Source organism: Pseudomonas sp. 20-5 (genome assembly GCF_056782835.1).
The window spans coordinates 1,504,583-1,523,790 of sequence record NZ_CM165584.1; the positions used below are offsets into that span (position 1 = coordinate 1,504,583).

The following is a 19,208-nucleotide window of genomic DNA, read 5'->3' on the forward strand; positions in this document are numbered from 1 at the left end:
GGATCAGGCCGTTCGCTGTTTCAGTTCGGGCAGCACATGGGGCGCGCGCAGGCGCGCCTCGAGGCGGTCGACGAAACGCCGGGCCTCGCTTTCGCTACGGAAGTTGACGGCCTGCTGGTCGAGGCAGACTTGCCAGCATTGGCCTTTCGGGGTTTGCGACGGGCGGACGAGGATGTTCATGGCGATTCATCCATCGGGGCTGGAAAGGGAGCTTCAGTCTAGTCCTGTCGGCCCGGAAAACACTGACCGGGATCAGTTTGCCGACAACTGGTCGCCGCTTCGTTTACAGCCCCGCCGCAGAGCGCTTCAGGCTCCTCCCTCGCCCTGCCTTACCCGCTGCCGGTAGGCGCTCGGCGACAAACCCATGACCTTGCTGAACAGGCGCGAGAAGTAGTAGCTGTCGTCGTAGCCGACCGCCTGGCCGACCCGGGCCACGCTCTGGTCGCTGCTGTCCAGCAACTGGCAGGCGTACTCGATCTTCAGGTGCAGGAAGTGCTGGATAGGCGTACGGCCGGTGATCGCCTTGTAGCGACTGACGAAATGGAACTTCGACAGGTTGCAGAAGGCCGCCAGGCGTTCCAGTTCGAGGCGCGCATGCAGGTGTTCGCGCATGTAGGCGTGCAGCCCGTCGAGGTCCAGGCTGCCCTCGCGCAGCGGGCGCAGCAGCGGTAGCTGGCAGAGCAGGCTGCGCAGGCGGCTGGCGGCGAGCAGGAAGTGCTGGAAGCGGTAGCCGCTGTGGCGCACCTCCAGCAGTTGCTCGAAGCCGCCGAGCAGGGCGTGTTGCAGGCCCCAATGGCGCAGCGGGGTGTCGCGGTAGCCGGCGCTGTGTTGCAGCCAGGTGGCGCTGTCGCCGCGCAGGTGGGTCCAAAAGATGGTCCAGGGTTGGCGGTCGTCGGCGGCGTAGTCGTGGGCCATGCCCGGCGGCAGCCAGAGCAGGTCACCGCTGCCGACCCGGTATTCGCGCCAGGCGTCGCCCTCGCGCACGCGCAACAGGCCCTGGCCTTCGCTGCAATAGATCAGCAGGTGCTCGTCATGGCGCTCGCGGCTCATGCGGTGGTCGCGGGCGCGCCGGTAGTGGCCCAGGGAGGTGGGGTAGAGGTCGCGGCTGAGCGGGTGGACCGCCAGTTTCTCCAGCAGCGCCGCCGGGATCGGCAAGCGCAGGCTGTCGGCCGGCAGGGGCCAGTCGGAGGTGTGCGACATGTCGGTAGCCGGCTCCGCAATATAGTCCATGAACAACACAATTTAGTCGATCTCGCGACCTTCCGCCCAGTGATAGCTTCTTGGCCAAAGCGAGGTCCGAATCGACCTCGTACCAGTCCGCCACAACAATAAAAGCCGGCCTGGCCGGTGCAGGAGGGTTCATGTCAGTCCCAGTCCGCCACCTCATCGCGGGAGCCTTCGTCGAAGGTCTCGGCGCCCAGCGCATCCCGGTCAGCAATCCCCTCGACAACAGCACCCTGGCGGAGATCGCCTGCGCCAGCGCGGAGCAGATCGAGCAGGCGGTGGCCAGTGCCCGCGAAACCTTCGCCAGTTGGAAGGAAACCCCGGTTTCCGAGCGCGCGCGGGTGATGCTGCGTTACCAGGCGTTGCTCAAGGAACACCACGACGAACTGGCGAAGATCGTCTCCAGCGAGCTGGGCAAGACTTTCGAGGACGCCAAGGGCGACGTCTGGCGCGGTATCGAGGTGGTCGAGCACGCCTGCAACGTGCCCTCGCTGCTGATGGGCGAGACGGTGGAGAACGTCGCCCGCAACATCGACACCTACAGCATCACCCAGCCGCTGGGCGTGTGCGTTGGCATCACCCCGTTCAACTTCCCGGCGATGATCCCGCTGTGGATGTTCCCGCTGGCCATCGCCTGCGGCAACGCCTTCATCCTCAAGCCTTCCGAGCAGGTGCCGCTGACCAGCGTGCGGCTCGCCGAGCTGTTCCTCGAGGCCGGTGCGCCGAAGGGCGTGCTGCAGGTGGTGCATGGCGGCAAGGAACAGGTCGACCAGTTGCTCAAGCACCCGCAGGTGAAGGCGGTGTCCTTCGTCGGCTCGGTCGCCGTCGGCCAGTACGTCTACCACACCGGCACCGCGCACAATAAGCGCGTGCAGAGCTTCGCCGGGGCGAAGAACCACATGGTGATCATGCCCGACGCGGACAAGGCACAGGTCATCAGCAACCTGGTCGGTGCCTCGGTGGGCGCGGCCGGGCAGCGCTGCATGGCGATCTCGGTGGCGGTGCTGGTGGGGGCCGCCCGCGAGTGGATTCCGGAAATCCGCGACGCGCTGGCCAAGGTCCGCCCCGGCCCATGGGACGACAGCGGCGCCAGCTACGGCCCGGTGATCAACCCGCAGGCCAAGGCGCGCATCGAGCGCCTGATCGGCCAGGGCGTGGAGGAGGGCGCGCAACTGCTGCTGGATGGCCGCGGCTACAAGGTCGAGGGATACCCGGACGGCAACTGGGTCGGCCCGACGCTGTTCGCCGGGGTGCGCCCGGACATGGCGATCTACCGCGAAGAGGTGTTCGGCCCGGTGCTCTGCCTGGCCGAGGTCGACAGCCTGGAGCAGGCGATCCGCCTGATCAACGAAAGCCCCTACGGCAACGGCACCTCGATCTTCACCAGCTCCGGCGCCGCGGCGCGGACCTTCCAGCACCACATCGAGGTCGGCCAGGTGGGCATCAACATCCCGATTCCGGTACCGCTGCCGTTCTTCTCCTTCACCGGTTGGAAGGGCTCGTTCTACGGCGACCTGCACGCCTACGGCAAGCAGGGCGTGCGCTTCTACACCGAGACCAAGACCGTGACCGCGCGCTGGTTCGACAGCGACAGCGTGGCCGGGACCAACTTCTCGATCCAGATGCGCTGAAAGGGAGACGGACCGATGACCGACATCGCATTCCTCGGCCTGGGCAACATGGGTGGGCCGATGGCCGCCAACCTGCTCAAGGCTGGCCACCGGGTGAATGTCTTCGACTTGCAGCCCAAGGCCGTGCTGAGCCTGGTCGAGCAGGGCGCGCAGGGCGCCGATAGCGCCTTGCAGTGCTGCGAAGGCGCCGAAGTGGTGATCAGCATGCTGCCGGCCGGGCAGCACGTGGAAAGCCTGTATCTCGGCGACGACGGCCTGCTCGCGCGGGTCGCCGCCAAGCCCCTGCTGATCGACTGCTCGACCATCGCCCCGGAGACCGCGCGCAAGGTCGCCGAGGCCGCCGCGGCGAAGGGCCTGACCCTGCTCGACGCGCCGGTTTCCGGCGGCGTCGGCGGCGCCCGCGCCGGAACCCTGAGCTTCATCGTCGGCGGCCCCGCCGAAGGCTTCGCGCGGGCCCGGCCGATCCTCGAGAACATGGGCCGGAACATCTTCCACGCCGGCGATCACGGCGCCGGCCAGGTGGCGAAGATCTGCAACAACATGCTCCTCGGCATCCTCATGGCCGGCACCGCCGAGGCCCTGGCGCTGGGGGTGAAGAACGGCCTCGACCCGGCGGTGCTGTCCGAGGTGATGAAGCAGAGTTCCGGTGGCAACTGGGCGCTGAACCTCTACAACCCCTGGCCCGGGGTGATGCCGCAGGCGCCGGCGAGCAACGGCTATGCCGGCGGTTTCCAGGTGCGCCTGATGAACAAGGACCTCGGCCTGGCGCTGGCCAACGCCCAGGCGGTGCAGGCCTCGACGCCGCTCGGCGCGCTGGCGCGCAACCTGTTCAGCCTGCACGCCCAGGCCGATGCCGAGCACGAGGGGCTGGACTTCTCCAGCATCCAGAAGCTCTACCGCGGCAAGGACTGACCTCTACGACCAAAGGTTGATGGCGGGTGCCCGGCGCCCGCCCATACTCCAAGGCTCACTCACTGCTTCATCCCTAATAAGAACAATCAGAGGGCTGGAACATGACGTACCTGCAGCAGCACGCCCGCTCGATCGCCGAGCCGGCCGCGTTCTGGGCCGAACAGGCCCGTTCCCTGGCCTGGTACCAGGCGCCCGCGAACATCCTCGAAAGCCTGCCCGACGGCACCCATCGCTGGTTCGCCGATGGCCGTCTGAACAGCGCCTACCTGGCCCTCGACCGGCAGATCGAGGAGGGGCGCGGCGAACAGACCGCGCTGATCTACGACTCGCCGGTGACCGGTACCCAGGACCGCTACAGCTACCTGCGGCTGCGCGACGAAGTGGCGCGCCTGGCCGGCGCCCTGCGGGCCCTCGGGGTCGGCAAGGGTGACCGGGTGATCATCTACATGCCGATGGTGCCGCAGGCGGCCATGGCGATGCTCGCCTGCGCGCGCCTGGGCGCGGTGCATTCGGTGGTGTTCGGTGGCTTCGCTCCCTACGAGCTGGCCCTGCGCATCGACGACGCCACGCCGAAGCTGGTGCTCACCGCTTCCTGCGGGCTGGAGTTCGATCGGGTGATCGAATACAAGCCGCTGGTGGACAAGGCCCTCGAACTGGCGATCCACCAGCCTGCCCACGTCATGGTCTGGCAACGCCCGCAGGCGCCCGCGCGCCTGCACCCGGGCCGCGACCTGGACTGGCAGGACTGCCTCGCCGCCGCCGAGCCGGCCGATCCGCTGCCGGTGGCCAGCGGTGATCCGCTGTACATCATGTACACCTCGGGCACCACCGGTAAGCCCAAGGGCATCGTCCGCGACAACGGTGGCCACGCGGTCGCGGTGCGCTACGCGGTCCGCACTATCTACGGCATGCAGGCCGGCGACGTCTGGTGGGGGATCTCCGACGTCGGCTGGGTGGTCGGCCACTCGCTGATCGTCTACGGCCCGCTGATGTGCGGCTGTACCACGGTGTTCTACGAAGGCAAGCCGGTGCGCACGCCGGACGCCGGCGCCTACTGGCGGGTGATCGAAGAGCACAGGGTGAACAGCCTGTTCTGCGCGCCGACGGCGATCCGCGCGATCCGCAAGGAAGACCCGCATGGCGAACGGGTGAAGCGCTACGACCTGGGTTCGCTGCGCCACCTGTTCCTGGCCGGCGAGAAGCTCGACAGCAGCACCCAGCACTGGCTGGAGGAGCACACCGGGCGGCCGGTCCACGACCATTGGTGGCAGACCGAGACCGGCTGGCCGGTGACCGCGCCCTGCATCGGGATCGCCGGCCACGACCTGCGGGCCGGCTCGACCAACCGCGCGGTGCCCGGCTACCACGTGCAGGTGCTGGACGACGAAGGCCGGCCGCTGGGAGCGAACCGCCAGGGCGCGATCGTCATCGCCCTGCCGTTGCCGCCGGGCTGCGCACAGACCCTCTGGGGCGACCACCCGCGCTACCTGCAGGCCTACCTGGGCAACTATCCCGGCTACTACCACACCGGCGACGGCGGCTATCTCGACGAGGACGGCTTCGTCTACATCATGGGGCGCACCGACGACGTGATAAACGTTTCCGGGCATCGCCTCTCCACCGGCGAGATGGAGGAACGCGTGGCGCAGCACCAGGCGGTTGCCGAGTGCGCGGTGATCGGCGTGCGGGACGAACTCAAGGGCCACGTGCCGCTGGGCCTGGTGGTGCTCAAGGACGATGCCGGGATCGCCGCCGAGCAACTGCAGCGCGAGCTGGTGGCGCTGGTCCGCGAACAGATCGGCGCGCTGGCCTGCTTCCAGCGGGTGGTGGTGGTCAAGCGGCTGCCGAAGACCCGCTCCGGGAAGATCCTCCGCGCGGTGCTGCGCAAGATCGCCGATGGCGAGGACTACGCGGCGCCATCGACCATCGACGACCCGACGATCCTTGGCGAGATCGAGGCTGCGCTGAGGGTGCGCAAGGCGGGATAGCAAAGGCCAGGGGCACGGCGGTAGGGTGGAAAACGCCGCGCCCCGTGGTCCTGCCGTTCAGAACCCTTCGAGAACGATCTTGCCCTTGGCCCGGCCGCTCTCCAGCAGCGCGTGGGCGCGGCGCAGGTTGGCCGCGTCGATGCGGCCGAAATGCTCGCCGACGGTGGTCTTCAACACGCCTTCGTCGATCAGCCCGGCGACCCGCTCCAGCAGCCGGTGCTGCTCGATCATGTCGTCGGTCTGGAACATCGAGCGGGTGTACATGAACTCCCAGTGCAGCGACAGGCTCTTCTGCTTCAGCTTGCCGATGTCCAGCGACGCCGGGTCGTCGATCAGCGCCAGGCGGCCTTGCGGGCGCAGCGCGGCGACGATCTGTTCGAGGTGCTGGTCGGTGTGGGTCAGGCTGGCGACGTGGCTGACCTCGGCGACACCGATCCGCTTCAGCTCTTCGGCCAGCGGCTTGCCGTGGTCGATCACATGGTGCGCGCCGAGGTCGCGGACCCAGGCCTGGGTCTCTGCGCGCGAAGCGGTGCCGATCACGTTCAGGCCGGTCAGTTGCCGGGCCAGTTGGACCAGGATCGAACCGACCCCGCCGGCGGCACCGACCACCAGCAGGCTCTGGCCCTGGTCGGCCTTGCCTTCGGCGATCTGCAAGCGCTCGAAGAGCAGTTCCCAGGCAGTGATGGTGGTCAGCGGCAGGGCCGCGGCCTGGGCGAAGTCGAGGCTTTTCGGCAGGTGCCCGGCAATGCGCTCGTCGACCCGATGCAGCTCGCTGTTGCTACCGGGGCGGGTGATGTCCCCGGCGTACCAGACCCGATCGCCAGGACGGAACAGGCTGACCTCGCTGCCGACCGCGCGCACCACGCCCGCCGCGTCCCAGCCCAGCACCTTGGCCTGGCCGGCTTCCGGCTGGGCGCGCTGGCGGACCTTGGTATCCACCGGGTTGACCGAGATGGCGCGGACCTCCACCAGCAGGTCGCGCGGGCCCGGCGTGGGCTCGGGCAGTTCGAGGTCGAGCAGGGCGTCGGGATGGTCGATGGGCAGGGATTGGTAGTAACCGACAGCTTTCATGGGAACTCCGGGAAACGGGCCTCAGGCGAGGCGATAGAGTTGGTCGATCTTCACGTTCTGCAGCAGGGCTTCGTTGCCGCGGCTGAAGCGCAGGAAGTGTTCGGTGTTCTGGTGCCGCTCCAGGGCGGCGTCGTCGCGCCACTGCTCGATCATGTAGAACAGGTGGGAGTCGTGGCGGTCCTGGTGCAGGTCGTACTGCAGGCAACCAGCCTCGGCGCGCGACGGGGCGACCAGGGCGCGCAATTCGCGTTCCAGGGCCTCGGCGTGGCCGGGGGCGGCGGTGATGGTGGCGATCAGGGTGAGGGGTGTGCTCATGGTGGGTTCCTTCGATGGGGCGGAGTCAGGATGGGCTATTTCAAATCGCTGAAAAACAGGCTATCAGGGAAGACTCTTTCAAAGGAATCTTGAAAATGCTGCGTTACGACGACCTCCAGGTGTTCGTCCACACCAGCGACAGCGGCTCGTTGTCCGCCGCCGCGCGCCAGTTGGAGATTTCCCCGGCGGTGGCCAGCGCGGCGCTGAAGCGCCTGGAAAGCGAGCTGGAGGTACGCCTGTTCGCCCGCTCCACCCGCAGCCTGCGCCTGACTCCCGAGGGCGACGCGTTCCTCCTGCATGCCCGCGCCTCGTTGCGCAGCCTGGAGGAGGGGCGCCGGTTGCTGCAGGGCGGCAAGGACCAGATCGCCGGGGTACTGCAGCTTTCCGCGCCCTCCGACTTCGGCCGCAACCTGCTGCTGCCATGGCTCGACGAGTTCCAGGCGCGCTATCCGCAACTGAGCCTGCGCCTGCTGCTCGGCGACCGGGTGACCGATCTCTACCGGCAACCGGTGGACGTGGCGATCCGCTACGGCGCACCGGCCGACTCCAGCCTGGTCGCCCTGCCGCTGGCGCCGGACAACCGGCGAGTGCTCTGCGCCGCGCCGGGCTACCTGGCGGAGCGCGGCGAGCCGCGCCAGCCGGACGACCTGCGCGAGCACAATTGCCTGCTCTACCAACTCGGCGGCCGGGTACACGACCGCTGGGCGTTCCAGCGGGGCCGCCGCAGCCTGACCCTGACGGTCGCCGGCGACCGGGTCTGCGACGACGCCGACGTGGTGCGGCGCTGGGCCCTGGCCGGCAAGGGGCTGGTCTACAAGTCCTGGCTGGACGTGGCCGAGGACGTGCGCGCCGGGCGCCTGCGCCTGCTGCTGCCGGAGTGGCAGGGCGAAGCGACGCCGATGAACCTCTTGTGTACCCACCGCGCCCAGTTGACCCGTCCGGTGACCCTCTTGCGCGCGTTCGTGCGCGAGCGTTGCGACGCATTGCTGGCGGAGGCTCCATGGACGAGGAACTGAACCGGGCGGCGAGCCTGGCCATCGAGCTGGCGGACGTGGACAGCGCCGCGCGCTTGCACGAGGGGAAACCGCAGAATTCGGAAAAATCCTACGCTAAGGTTTCTGTGAGCCTGAGAATATGCTCTTCAATGAGTCAGCCTGGGGCGCAAGCCGAAACCGCCGAAAACTCTGCAAGCCAATTAAATGGACTCGTCAGGGCTAGAGTCAGTAGCGTCCAGAAAAATAAGGAAAGTCTCTCAAAAAACAAGCCCCGTCGGAACGGGGCTTGTTGGTGGCTAATTAGCCAGCCTTGAAGCCAGGGAGGCCGTTGGCGGCACGCCACTCTTTGACTTCTTTCACTATGCCTTCGGGCGTTTCAAAGCCAGGTTTCGGATGGAAAATTACCCCACTCTTTCGTGGGTGAGAAGTAACTTCCTCGAAGTGCTTGACCAGTTTATCCATTCTCTTTTCTAGCTCACTACCCTTTAGTCCTGATTTGTTCTTGAAGAACTCTTCAATGATCTCCAGGAACTCACTTTCAGTATAATCGGCAAGGTTATTTTTAATATCCATTATTATTTCTCCTTACGTTTAAATTTCAGTTCTTTATGAATTTCGCTGTGGCGTTTCGGAGTGACGATAACAAGATTGTCTGTATTGTAAAGAGCGCCGCCGCTTTCCAGAGGGACTACATGGTGAATCTCAAACTTTTCTTTGCTACCCAGATGCTCCTCTGGCACAGCATAAGGAGCAAGGCCCTGACTGACAAAGTACCTATTACTGGGGGAGAGGTTTTCGAGAACTGATGGGTCTTTGCTAACGGCCATCCAAAACTGCTCCCGAAAGTCTCGCCAACTCTTGAATTCCTTGCCGCGCAACTGATCGGCGATTTGGCTCGGAATCGGTACTCCGTTACCCTGTGAGGCGCCGGCCAGCCAGTTCCCAGTGACCGGCTGGCCATTACCGGTAGCAACGCCGGGCTCATCCCGCGGATCCCGATAAACAATATAGAGTGGCGGAATACCGCTGTCTTCCGGGTAGACGTAGATCCCGTCGTTGAACTCCCGTTGTTCGAGTTCTGGATAGGACTCGATCTGCGGTTCCTTCGGAATCAGCAGTGTGCCGGGCATGATCAGCGGGCCATGGGGCACTGCGGGTGTCGAAGACGACGGATCGATCTGGCCAGGTGGAGTATCCGGGGTGACTAGGATGGTGCCGCCGCCAGGGCCGGTAGTCGTGTATTTGTAGGTCCCCGAGGCGGAGTCCAGAGTCAGCGCCCTGACGGGGACCGCCGCACTACCCGGCTCGGTGGGTACGGCGATGATTTGAATCGACCTATCGACATTGAGGGTTTTCAGCCGGTAAGGTAGGTCCACCGTTCCTTTGGCGGCGGCAATGGCTTGCCAGTCAACCGCCAGGGGCGGAGACAGTTCCGCAACCGGAATGGCAAAGGAGGCCTGCCGTTCACCATTGTTCAGTTTCGGCCAGAAGGAACTGACCGCCATAGTGGCGATGACAGCGGCTACCTGACCCAACATTGCACCAGGGGGCTTGCGAGCCACCGAAAGCAAATCCACTGCGGTCTTGAGAGTCCTGGAAACGCTGGCGGCACCACCCCCTGCCGGGGCCAGAGGTTTGGGCGCTACCGGTACGCCGACGCCTGGAAAACTAGGGAAGGTGGGGAAGTCGGGAAAAGTAGGAACCAACGCGCCAAGATCCCTCCTTGGCTGGTCGGGAATTTTCGGGTCACGCCGGTCAGGGATTGAAACACTGCTGACATCGACCGGGCGCGCCGTGATGCCTCCTTGTCCAGTACCCGTATCAACATCCCGACCGGAACCGCCCGTTGCTCCAGTTTCTCCTCCAGAGGTCACACGGGTTCCGGTATGGGTGAGTGCGTCATCGACCCGAGAGCCGGCATCGACTGCGGGAGGTGTAGTGACGGTGGGGTTGCTGATTATGTCCTGTTCTTCCAGACGCTTGTAGATTTCCTCGATGCGCTTGGCCTCACTTTCCGATACGACAATGGCCTGAAGCCGCGCATTGATTTCGTCTTGACGCTTTTTCTCCGCCTCTGCGACTCGCTTGGCCTCTGCTTCGGCCAAGCGTTGCAGTTCGGCTTGTTGCTGAGCCTCGGCCTGGCGACGAGCCTCTTCGGCCTGCCGTCGGGCTTCAGCTTGACGTTGCTCTTGCGCTAAGCGCTCCGCTTCCGTCTGCCGGGCGGCCTCTGCGGCGCGCTGTGCGTCCTCCAGCCGCTGAAGCCGGGTCAGTTCGGCGACCTTGCCATCCAGGGCGGAGGAGCGGCTATTGAGGACGCTGATTTCCGCTTCGATCAAGCGGATCTTTTGTGCGGCTGAATAAGACTTCGACCAGTTGTCGAAACTGAAATCTTTATCTTCGCGGCGGCCGTAGATTTCATTCATTACATTGACATAATTGACCGTGAGAGGGTCATAGCCAAAGAATGCATTTGCAATGGTTCGTGCGTCAGCCAGTTCCTTCTGTTTGGACGCAAGCAGTTCCACCGCCGCGGCCTTTTCAGCAGTGGCCATCTGCAAGGGTGTCGCCCCGGTAGGATTTAATTTTTCCTTTTTCTGGCTAGCAAGATACGCCAGTTCGCCATCGACAATCGATCCCACATTGGCCAAGGCAGTGTTCGTGGATTTTTTGATCTCTTCCTGTACACCACGAATCATGATCGCAGCGGGGACTTGAGACCTTTCATATTGGTATCGCTGATAAGATCCTTGATTTTTGCCCCTTCAGGAAGATCAAATTTATTTATGCCGGGACGGGCGATATAGGTAAGGTATGGGATAGGGGTGGGTGGCGGAGGTGTGTAGAAAGAGTACTGACCAGTAGCGGTTGCTACTGTGGTCATGCTTCCAAGGTCAAAAACGTCGCTCATGATATTTTCCTTAAGAATCCCCGTAAAGAGAACTTGCTTTTACTACCTGCCTGGTAGGCAATTGGGATTCTTCGGGTTTGCTGCGGAGCATTAAAGATAGTGACCATGAATAAGCTTTAATGCACGAGCGATACACGAAAATAAACTACAATATCTCCTCTTGCTGTCGCAGTAGCCGTGTATTCGCTTTCATCGTTACCGAGTTAGCTTGGCGCTGCCGCATCCTAAGTTCTCGCGATGTCAAATTGGGCTACGCCCTAACTGGGCGTCAGAGCGGCTGGGCAATGTCAGGGTAGGGTTTATCCATGCATTTTCTGACGCCTCGCCTGCTACCTCTAGGGCCTCACTGGCAGGCTGCACGCTTAGCGTACGATCTTGTCTTTGCTAGCTATCGTCCCCCACGAGCGCCTGTGCGAGGCCCTGGCGCTGCAGCAATGGTAAGGGCGCAACTGGGATGTTTAACTCCTGCGCGACGCTTGATCAGTCCCAGCCGAACAGCTCGGCGGCGTTGCGGCTGCTGCTCGCCGCCAGTTCCTCGGCGTCGACCCCGCGCAGCTTGGCGAGGGCGCGGCAGATGTCCGGCAGGTGCTCCGGACTGTTGCGCTGGCCGGGGTGCATCGATGGCGCCATGTCCGGCGCATCGGTTTCCAGCACGATGGCGTCGGCCGGCAGCTCCGCCGCCACTTTGCGCAGGCGGTTGGCCTGCGGCCAGGTCGGCGCGCCGCCGAGGCCGAGGCGGAAGCCGAGCTTGAGGTACTCGCGGGCTTCCTCGCGGCTGCCGGCGAAGGCATGGATGATGCCACGGCGCTCCAGGCGGATGCGCTTGAGGGTGGCGATGGTCGCCGCGTGGGCGCGGCGCACGTGGATCAGCGCCGGCAGGCGGAATTCCGCGGCCAGCCGCAGTTGGGCCTCGAACAGCGCCTGCTGGGCGTCGCGGTCGAGATGTTCCAGGTAGTAGTCCAGGCCGATCTCGCCGACCGCGCAGAGCTTGGTTTCGCCGCGCAGGCGTTGCAGCCACTGGCGCAGGTCGTCCAGGTGCTGCGGGCGGTGCCGTGCCAGGTAGACGGGGTGCAGGCCGAGCGCCGCGTACAGGCCATCCTCGGCCTGCGCCAGGTCCCAGACCCGTTGCCAGTTCTCGCGGTAGACGCCGAGCACCACCTGGCGCTCGACGCCCAGCGCGCGGCTGCGTTGCAGCAGCGCGGCGCGGTCGGCGTCGAAGTCCGGGAAGTCGAGGTGGTTGTGGGTGTCGACCAGGCGCATGGCGGCGGCTCAGTTGCGCAGCTTGAGTTGCCGGGGGACGGCGTGCAGGCCCGGCCGGTAATCGTTCTCCTCGACCGCGCGGAGCGCCAGTTCGAGGGCGTTGGCGGCGATCAACGCATGCTGCTGGTAGATCGAGTTGACCTTCAGCGGCACGAAGTCGAGCAACTGGGTGTCGCCGAAGGTCGCCACCCGCAAGCTCTCGGGCCAACCGTCGGCGCGCGCCTGGAACACGTCGAAGACGCCTTCGAGGAGTACATAGGCAGTGGTCACCAGGGCGTCGGGCAGGTAGCCCAGGCGTTCGAGCAACTGTTCCATGAGGCGGCGTCCGCACTCGCGGCTGAACACCTCGGCATGCTCGACGATGACCTCGCCGCGGAAGTCCTTCAGCGCCTGGCGGAAGCCGGCGGCGCGGTCGTGGCTGATGATCAGGTCCGCCCGCGCGCCGAGCAGGGCGATATGGCGCGGCGCCGGTTGCAACAGGGTTTCGGTGAGGCGGCGCGCGGCGTCCTGGTCGTCGCTGATCACCGAGGCGAAGCGCTGCGGGTCGAGCTGGCGGTCGATGGCCACCACCGGCAGGCCTTCGGCGACCAGCCGGGCATGGGTATCATCCCCGGCCGGCAGGCAACTGGCGACGATCAGCGCGTCGCAGCGGCGCGCGCGGAACAGGTTGACCACCTGGCGCTCGGTCTCCGGCTCGTCGTCGGAGCAGGCGATCAGCAACTGGTAGCCGCGCGCCCGGGCGCCTTGTTCGAGTTGCTTGGCGAGGCGGGCGTAGCTGGGGTTTTCCAGGTCCGGGAGGATGAAGCCGAGGGTGCGGGTCTGCCCGCGGCGCAGGCCGGCGGCCTGCTGGTCCGGCTGGTAGCCGTGTTCCTCGACCACGGCAAGCACGCGCTCGACGGTGGCGGCGCTGATGCGCCGCTGGGCGGCCTTGCCATTGATGACGTAGCTGGCGGTGGTCACCGAGACCCCGGCCAGGCGGGCGATATCACTGAGTTTCAAACCGATCTCTACTGGAGGCGACGACAAGTTGGGCTTCAAGGATCAATCATTATCGGGTAACGTGCCAATTTAATTAAGTGAATCGATTCAGCAAAAGATTCCGGCGAAGCCGGCGCCCCCTGCCCCAGGCTGCCTCGCGCAGCCCGAACGCGGCGCCGCCTACGCTATGGCAGGTCAATGACAACAAGCGGATCACCGCCCCAGGCTGTACGGAAGGCTCCCGCGAGCCGCTTTCCGCTACCGCCGGCACATCCCGCGCCCGCGCCTCGGCGCGGCGGGACGATCCGGACGTGAGACGGGGAGCCGTTCGCTCCTGAGGAGGTTTCCATGCTCGAACTCGATACCCGGCAGATCCGCATGGGCCAGCGCGCCGCGGACAAGGCCGAAGCCCTGCGCCTGCTCGGCGCGGCGCTGGTCGCCGACGGCCTGGCCGCGCCCGGCTATGCCGAGGGCCTGAAGGCGCGCGAGGCACAAGGCTCCACCTACCTCGGCCAGGGCATCGCCATACCCCATGGGACCCCGGATACCCGCGAGCTGGTCTTCAGCACCGGTGTGCGCCTGCTGCAATTCCCCGAGGGAGTGGACTGGGGCGATGGCCAGCAGGTCTACCTGGCCATCGGCATCGCGGCGAAGTCCGACGAACACCTGCAGCTCCTGCAATTGCTCACCCGCGCCCTCGGCGAGGCCGACCTGGGACCGGCGCTGAGCGCGGCCGCCAGCGCCGAGGAAGTCCTCGGCCTGTTGCAGGGCGCGCCGCAGGAACTGGCGCTGGACGCACAACTGGTCGGCCTCGGCCAGAACGCCGAGGACCTCGACGAACTGGCCTGGCTCGGCGCGCGCCTGTTGAAGAAGGCCGGCTGCGTGGAGAACGGCTTCGCCGCCGTGCTCCAGCAGACCGAACCGTTGCCGCTGGGCGACGGGCTGTGCTGGTTGCACAGCGAACAATTGGTGAAGCGCCCCGGGCTGGCCTTCGTCACTCCGGCGCAACCGTTGCAGCACCAGGGGCAACTGGTCACCGGGCTGTTCTGCCTGGCCAGCCTGGGCGAAGCGCACCAGGCGCTGCTCGAACGCCTGTGCGACCTGTTGCTGGAAGGGCGTGGCGCCGAGCTGGTGCGCGCCACCAGCAGCCGCAGCGTACTCGCGGCGCTCGGTGGCGAGCTGCCGCCGGACTGGCCCAGCGCGCGAGCAGTCCTGGCCAACCCGCATGGCCTGCATGCCCGCCCGGCGCAGGCGCTGGCGCAGCTGGCCAAGGGCTTCGCCGGCGAGATCCGGGTACGCCTGGCCGACAGCGAGGCGGCCCCCGTCTCGGCGAAGAGCCTGAGCAAGCTGCTCGCCCTCGGCGCGCGACGCGGCCAGACGCTGGAGTTCAGCGCCGAGCCGGCGATCGCCGAGGACGCGCTGCCAGCCTTGCTGGCCGCGGTGCGCGAGGGGCTCGGCGAGGAGGTCGAAGCGCTGGCGGAGGAGGCCTTGCCCGATGCCGTCGGCGAGGCGGAAGAGGATGCCCGGCCGGCGCCGCTGCGCGCCGGCGAGCGCCTGCAGGCAATCGCCGCGTCGCCGGGCATCGCCAGTGGTCCGGCGCATGTCCAGGTGGCGCAGCGCTTCGAGTTCCAGCCGCGCGGCGAGTCGCCGGCCCATGAACGCGAGCGCCTGCTGCGGGCCAAGCGGGCGGTGGACGAGGAGATCGTCGGCCTGGTCGAACGCAGCACGGTGAAGGCGATCCGCGAGATTTTCGTCACCCACCGGGAGATGCTCGACGATCCGGAACTGGCCGAGCAGGTGCAACTGCGCCTGAATCGCGGCGAAAGCGCCGAAGCGGCCTGGAGTCGGGTGGTGGAAGACAGCGCGGCGCAACAGGAGGCGCTGCACGACGCGCTGCTCGCCGAGCGCGCCGCCGACCTCCGCGACCTCGGCCGGCGGGTGCTGGCCAGGCTCTGCGGGGTGGAGGCGCCGCGCGAGCCGGAGCAGCCGTACATCCTGGTGATGGACGAGGTCGGCCCCTCCGATGTCGCCCGCCTCGACGCCCAGCGGGTCGCCGGCATCCTCACGGCGCGCGGCGGCGCCACTTCGCACAGCGCGATCATCGCCCGCGCCCTCGGCATTCCGGCATTGGTCGGCGCCGGCGCGGCGGTGCTCGGCCTGGAGCCGGGCACGGCACTGCTGCTGGATGGCGAGCACGGCTGGCTGCAGGTGGCGCCGAGCACCGAACAGTTGCAGCAGGCCGCCGCCGAGCGCGACGCCCGCCAGCAGCGCCAGGCCCGCGCCGACGCGCAGCGGCTGGAGCCTGCGCGGACCCGCGATGGCCACGCGGTGGAAGTCTGCGCCAACCTTGGCGACACCGCCGGCGCCGCGCGCGCGGTGGAGCTGGGCGCCGAGGGCGTTGGCCTGCTGCGCACCGAGTTCGTCTTCATGAACAACGCCCGCGCGCCGGACCTGGCGACCCAGGAAGCGGAATACCGTCGGGTGCTCGACGCCCTCGACGGACGTCCGCTGGTGGCGCGGACCCTGGATGTCGGCGGGGACAAGCCGCTGCCGTACTGGCCGATTCCCCACGAAGAGAATCCCTATCTGGGCCTGCGCGGTATCCGCTTGACCCTGCAGCGACCGCAGATCCTCGAGACCCAGTTGCGCGCGCTGTTCCGCGCCGCCGGGGAGCGGCCGCTGCGGGTGATGTTCCCGATGGTCGGCAGCCTCGACGAATGGCGCCAGGCGCGTGACCTGGCGCTGCGCCTGCGCGAGGAAATCCCGCTGGCCGACCTGCAACTGGGGATCATGGTCGAGGTGCCCTCTGCGGCGTTGCTCGCGCCGGTGCTGGCCCGCGAGGTGGACTTCTTCAGCGTCGGCACCAACGACCTGACCCAGTACACCCTGGCTATCGATCGCGGCCACCCGAGTCTTTCGGCCCAGGCCGACGGTCTGCATCCGGCGGTGCTGCAACTGATCGACATGACCGTCCGCGCCGCCCACGCCGAGGGCAAGTGGGTCGGCGTCTGCGGCGAACTGGCGGCCGACCCGCTGGCGTTGCCGCTGCTGGTCGGCCTGGGAGTGGACGAGCTGAGCGTCTCGGCGCGCAGCATCGCCCTGGTCAAGGCCGGCGTGCGCGAACTGCAGCTGGTCGCTGCGCGCGGCCTGGCCCGCAAAGCCCTGGGCCTGGCGAGCGCCGCCGAGGTCCGGGCCCTGGTGGAAGCGGAGGTGCAGTAATGGCGCGGATCCTGACGATTACCCTGAACCCGGCGCTGGACCTCACCGTGCGCCTGCGCCAGCTGGAACTGGGGGCGGTTAACCGCAGCGAGGCGGTGCTGACCCAGGCCGCCGGCAAGGGTCTGAACGTCGCCCAGGTGCTTGCCGACCTCGGCCATCGGTTGACGGTCAGCGGCTTCCTCGGCGAAGACAACCAGCCGCCGTTCACCGCCATGTTCCAGCGTCGTGGCTTCGCCGATGCGTTCGTCCGGGTGCCGGGCGAAACCCGCAGCAACATCAAGCTGGCCGAGCGCGGCGGGCGCGTCAGCGACCTCAACGGGCCGGGCCCGGAGGCCGACGAGCGAGCCCAGGCGGCGTTGCTCGAACGCCTCGACCGGCTTGCCGGGGAGCACGAGCTGGCGGTGGTCGCCGGCAGCCTGCCGCGCGGGGTCGAGCCGGAATGGCTGGGCGAACTGCTGCGGCGCTTGCGGCGCCTCGGCCTGAAGGTCGCCTTCGACAGCAGTGGCGCGGCCCTGCGCGAAGGTGTGAAGGCTGCGCCGTGGATGATCAAGCCTAACCTCGAGGAACTGGCCGACCTCTGCTCGGCGCCGATGGACGACCTGGCCGCACAGCGCCAGGCGGCCGAACGCCTGCGCCAGGACGGGGTAGGCCAGGTGGTGATTTCCCAGGGCGCCGCGGGGGTCAACTGGTTCGCCGCCGAGGGTGCCTGGCAGGCGCGGCCGCCGGCGGTGGAAGTGGCCAGCACGGTGGGCGCCGGCGATTCCCTGCTGGCCGGCATGCTGCACGGCCTGGCCAGCGGCTGGCCGGCCGAGCGGGTGCTGCGTCAGGCCACCGCCATCGCCAGCCTGGCGGTGACCCAGTTCGAGTTCGGCATCGGCGATCCGCAGCGCCTGGCGCGGATCGAAGCGGGCGTCGTGGTGCAGCCATTGGTCGAGGAGGCCTGAGATGAAACTAGCGATCGTCACCGCCTGCCCTGGCGGACAGGTCACCAGCGTGCTCGCCGCGCGCCTGCTGCGGGGCGCCGCCGAGCGCCTGGGCTGGGAAACCTGCGTCGAGGCGAATGCCGGGTCGAGGCCCGAGGGCGAACTGAGCGCCGAACAGATCGCCGAAGCCGACTGGGTCCTGCTGGTCGGCGTCGAGCCGCTGGCGGCGGCGCGTTTCGTCGGCAAGCCGGTGTATCGCGCGCGTCCCGCCGAGGCGCTGGCCGATCCGCGCGCCTTCCTCCAGCGGGCCGCCGCCCTGGCGAGCGTGGAGGTCGCCGGGGACGAGGCCGGCCTGGTTGCGCCGGAGGCCGGAGCGGCACCGCGGATCGTCGCGGTGACCGCCTGTCCGACCGGCGTGGCGCACACCTTCATGGCCGCCGAGGCGTTGCAGCTCGCGGCGGGGCAACTGGGCTTCGCGTTGCAGGTCGAGACCCAGGGCTCGGTCGGCGCGCGCAACCCGCTCGACCCGGCGGACATCGCCGCCGCCGACGTGGTCCTGCTGGCCGCCGACATCGACGTGGACACGGCCCGTTTCGCCGGCAAGAAGATCTACCGTTGCGGCACCGGCGTGGCCCTCAAGCAGGCCCGCGCGACGCTCGAGCGGGCGCTGGCGGAAGGGCAGGTCGAGAGCGCGGGCGCAGCCAGCGCGGTGGTCGCCAGGGACGAGAAGCGCGGGGTGTACAAGCACCTGCTGACCGGGGTGTCGTTCATGTTGCCGATGGTGGTCGCGGGCGGCCTGCTGATCGCCCTGTCGCTGGCCTTCGGCATCGATGCCTACAAGCAGCCGGGCAGCCTGGCGGCGGTGCTGAGGACGGTCGGCGACACGGCTTTCGTCCTGATGGTGCCGATGCTCGCCGGCTACATCGCCTATTCCATCGCCGACCGCCCGGGCCTGGCGCCGGGCATGCTCGGCGGCCTGCTCGCCGGGACCCTCGGCGCCGGGTTCATCGGCGGGATAGTCGCCGGCTTCATCGCCGGCTATGCGGCGCGGGCCATCAGCCACGGGCTGAGGCTGCCGGCGAGCCTGGAAGCGCTGAAGCCGATCCTGGTCATCCCGTTGCTGGCCAGCCTGGTCACCGGCCTGCTGATGCTCTACGTGGTCGGCAAGCCGGTGGCCGGGATGCTCGCGGCACTGACCGGGTTCCTCGACGGCATGGGTACCTCCAATGCCATCCTCCTCGGCCTGCTGCTCGGCGGGATGATGTGCGTCGACCTCGGCGGACCGGTCAACAAGGCCGCCTACGCCTTTTCCGTCGGCCTGCTCTCGTCGCACAGCTACGCGCCGATGGCGGCGGTGATGGCGGCGGGCATGGTGCCGCCGATCGGCATGGGCCTGGCGACCCTGCTGGCGCGGCGCAAGTTCGCCGAGAGCGAGCGGCAGGCCGGCAAGGCAGCCTCGGTGCTGGGGCTGTGCTTCATCTCCGAAGGCGCCATCCCGTTCGCCGCCAAGGACCCGTTGCGGGTGATCCCGGCGAGCATCGCCGGCGGCGCGCTGACCGGCGCCCTGTCGATGTATTTCGGCTGCAAGTTGCAGGCGCCTCACGGCGGGTTGTTCGTGATGCTGGTGCCCAACGCGATCAACCACGCCCTGGCGTACCTGCTGGCGATCGTCGCCGGCAGCCTGCTTACCGGGCTGCTCTACGCCGTGCTCAAGCGCGGCGCCGAGCCGGGACTGGCGTTGGGGACCTCGTCCTCGCGGGAGCCGGCGGCTGGCGGATAGCCGC

At 67.3% G+C, this 19,208-nt stretch carries 17 protein-coding genes; 8 read left to right on the forward strand and 9 right to left on the reverse strand.

All coding sequences use genetic code 11. The features are described 5' to 3' along the window. Positions 1-3: 3 nt before the first annotated feature. Together AC1RB9_RS07045 and mmsR are read right to left on the reverse strand one after the other, a co-directional pair. Positions 4-180 (reverse strand): hypothetical protein, encoded by a 177-nt coding sequence (locus AC1RB9_RS07045; RefSeq protein ID WP_003104346.1) that lies wholly within the window; start codon positions 178-180, stop codon positions 4-6. A 126-nt stretch (positions 181-306) separates the two neighbouring features. Continuing rightward, positions 307-1,230, reverse strand: coding sequence for an MmsAB operon transcriptional regulator MmsR (gene mmsR / locus AC1RB9_RS07050; RefSeq protein ID WP_004345397.1), 924 nt, complete (start codon positions 1,228-1,230; stop codon positions 307-309). 131 nt (positions 1,231-1,361) lie between these two features. Between mmsR and mmsA the strand changes: the two genes are divergently transcribed. The 3 genes from mmsA to AC1RB9_RS07065 all read left to right on the forward strand — a co-directional run bounded on the left by mmsA (position 1,362) and on the right by AC1RB9_RS07065 (position 5,755). Next, positions 1,362-2,855 carry a CoA-acylating methylmalonate-semialdehyde dehydrogenase gene (gene mmsA, locus AC1RB9_RS07055; protein WP_003092142.1) on the forward strand — a complete coding sequence of 498 codons (1,494 nt, stop codon included), beginning with the start codon at positions 1,362-1,364 and terminating at the stop codon, positions 2,853-2,855. Between the two features lie 15 nt (positions 2,856-2,870). Then, a complete protein-coding gene (mmsB, locus tag AC1RB9_RS07060; protein ID WP_003453595.1) occupies positions 2,871-3,767 on the forward strand; it encodes a 3-hydroxyisobutyrate dehydrogenase in 897 nt (298 codons plus the stop codon). Between the two features lie 101 nt (positions 3,768-3,868). Beyond that, the gene (locus AC1RB9_RS07065) at positions 3,869-5,755 is read left to right on the forward strand and encodes a propionyl-CoA synthetase (protein ID WP_003104354.1); all 1,887 of its coding nucleotides are present in this window, start codon (positions 3,869-3,871) and stop codon (positions 5,753-5,755) included. Between the two features lie 57 nt (positions 5,756-5,812). Here the strand turns inward: AC1RB9_RS07065 and AC1RB9_RS07070 are convergent, their stop codons facing one another. Beyond that, complete coding sequence (locus AC1RB9_RS07070; protein ID WP_003104356.1) at positions 5,813-6,826, reverse strand: zinc-binding alcohol dehydrogenase family protein; 1,014 nt, start codon at positions 6,824-6,826, stop codon at positions 5,813-5,815. Between the two features lie 21 nt (positions 6,827-6,847). Further along, positions 6,848-7,141, reverse strand: a complete 294-nt coding sequence (locus AC1RB9_RS07075) for a putative quinol monooxygenase (RefSeq protein WP_003104358.1) — start codon at positions 7,139-7,141, stop codon at positions 6,848-6,850. A 95-nt stretch (positions 7,142-7,236) separates the two neighbouring features. Between AC1RB9_RS07075 and AC1RB9_RS07080 the strand changes: the two genes are divergently transcribed. Beyond that, entirely contained in the window at positions 7,237-8,157 is a 921-nt protein-coding gene (locus tag AC1RB9_RS07080) for a LysR family transcriptional regulator (protein WP_003092132.1), read from the forward strand. Then, positions 8,142-8,450 (forward strand): hypothetical protein, encoded by a 309-nt coding sequence (locus tag AC1RB9_RS07085; protein WP_020750605.1) that lies wholly within the window; start codon positions 8,142-8,144, stop codon positions 8,448-8,450. Before AC1RB9_RS07080 ends, AC1RB9_RS07085 begins: the two co-directional genes overlap by 16 nt. On the opposite strand, the gene AC1RB9_RS07090 is transcribed toward AC1RB9_RS07085, so the two are convergent. From AC1RB9_RS07090 to cra, 5 genes are all read right to left on the reverse strand, one after another. Next, positions 8,437-8,709: a bacteriocin immunity protein gene (locus AC1RB9_RS07090; RefSeq protein WP_003104361.1), complete on the reverse strand. Its 273-nt coding sequence runs from the start codon at positions 8,707-8,709 to the stop codon at positions 8,437-8,439. The genes AC1RB9_RS07085 and AC1RB9_RS07090 overlap by 14 nt on opposite strands. Before the next feature lie 2 nt (positions 8,710-8,711). Further along, a complete protein-coding gene (locus tag AC1RB9_RS07095; protein ID WP_176492254.1) occupies positions 8,712-10,832 on the reverse strand; it encodes an S-type pyocin domain-containing protein in 2,121 nt (706 codons plus the stop codon). Further along, complete coding sequence (locus tag AC1RB9_RS07100; RefSeq protein WP_124123097.1) at positions 10,829-11,044, reverse strand: hypothetical protein; 216 nt, start codon at positions 11,042-11,044, stop codon at positions 10,829-10,831. Before AC1RB9_RS07100 ends, AC1RB9_RS07095 begins: the two co-directional genes overlap by 4 nt. 480 nt (positions 11,045-11,524) lie before the next feature. After that, entirely contained in the window at positions 11,525-12,304 is a 780-nt protein-coding gene (locus AC1RB9_RS07105) for a TatD family hydrolase (RefSeq protein WP_003453587.1), read from the reverse strand. Positions 12,305-12,313: 9 nt separating this feature from the next. Further along, the gene (cra, locus tag AC1RB9_RS07110) at positions 12,314-13,303 is read right to left on the reverse strand and encodes a catabolite repressor/activator (protein ID WP_003453584.1); all 990 of its coding nucleotides are present in this window, start codon (positions 13,301-13,303) and stop codon (positions 12,314-12,316) included. A gap of 327 nt (positions 13,304-13,630) precedes the next feature. On the opposite strand from cra, the gene ptsP reads away from it, so the two are divergent. Genes ptsP through AC1RB9_RS07125 form a run of 3 tightly spaced genes read left to right on the forward strand, consistent with a single transcriptional unit; the run spans position 13,631 to position 19,204 of the window. Beyond that, complete coding sequence (gene ptsP, locus AC1RB9_RS07115) at positions 13,631-16,501, forward strand: phosphoenolpyruvate--protein phosphotransferase (RefSeq protein WP_003119534.1); 2,871 nt, start codon at positions 13,631-13,633, stop codon at positions 16,499-16,501. Continuing rightward, complete coding sequence (pfkB, locus tag AC1RB9_RS07120) at positions 16,501-17,445, forward strand: 1-phosphofructokinase (protein ID WP_003119535.1); 945 nt, start codon at positions 16,501-16,503, stop codon at positions 17,443-17,445. Before ptsP ends, pfkB begins: the two co-directional genes overlap by 1 nt. A 1-nt stretch (position 17,446) precedes the next feature. Then, positions 17,447-19,204, forward strand: a complete 1,758-nt coding sequence (locus tag AC1RB9_RS07125; protein ID WP_003107161.1) for a PTS fructose-like transporter subunit IIB — start codon at positions 17,447-17,449, stop codon at positions 19,202-19,204. Positions 19,205-19,208 lie beyond the last annotated feature (4 nt).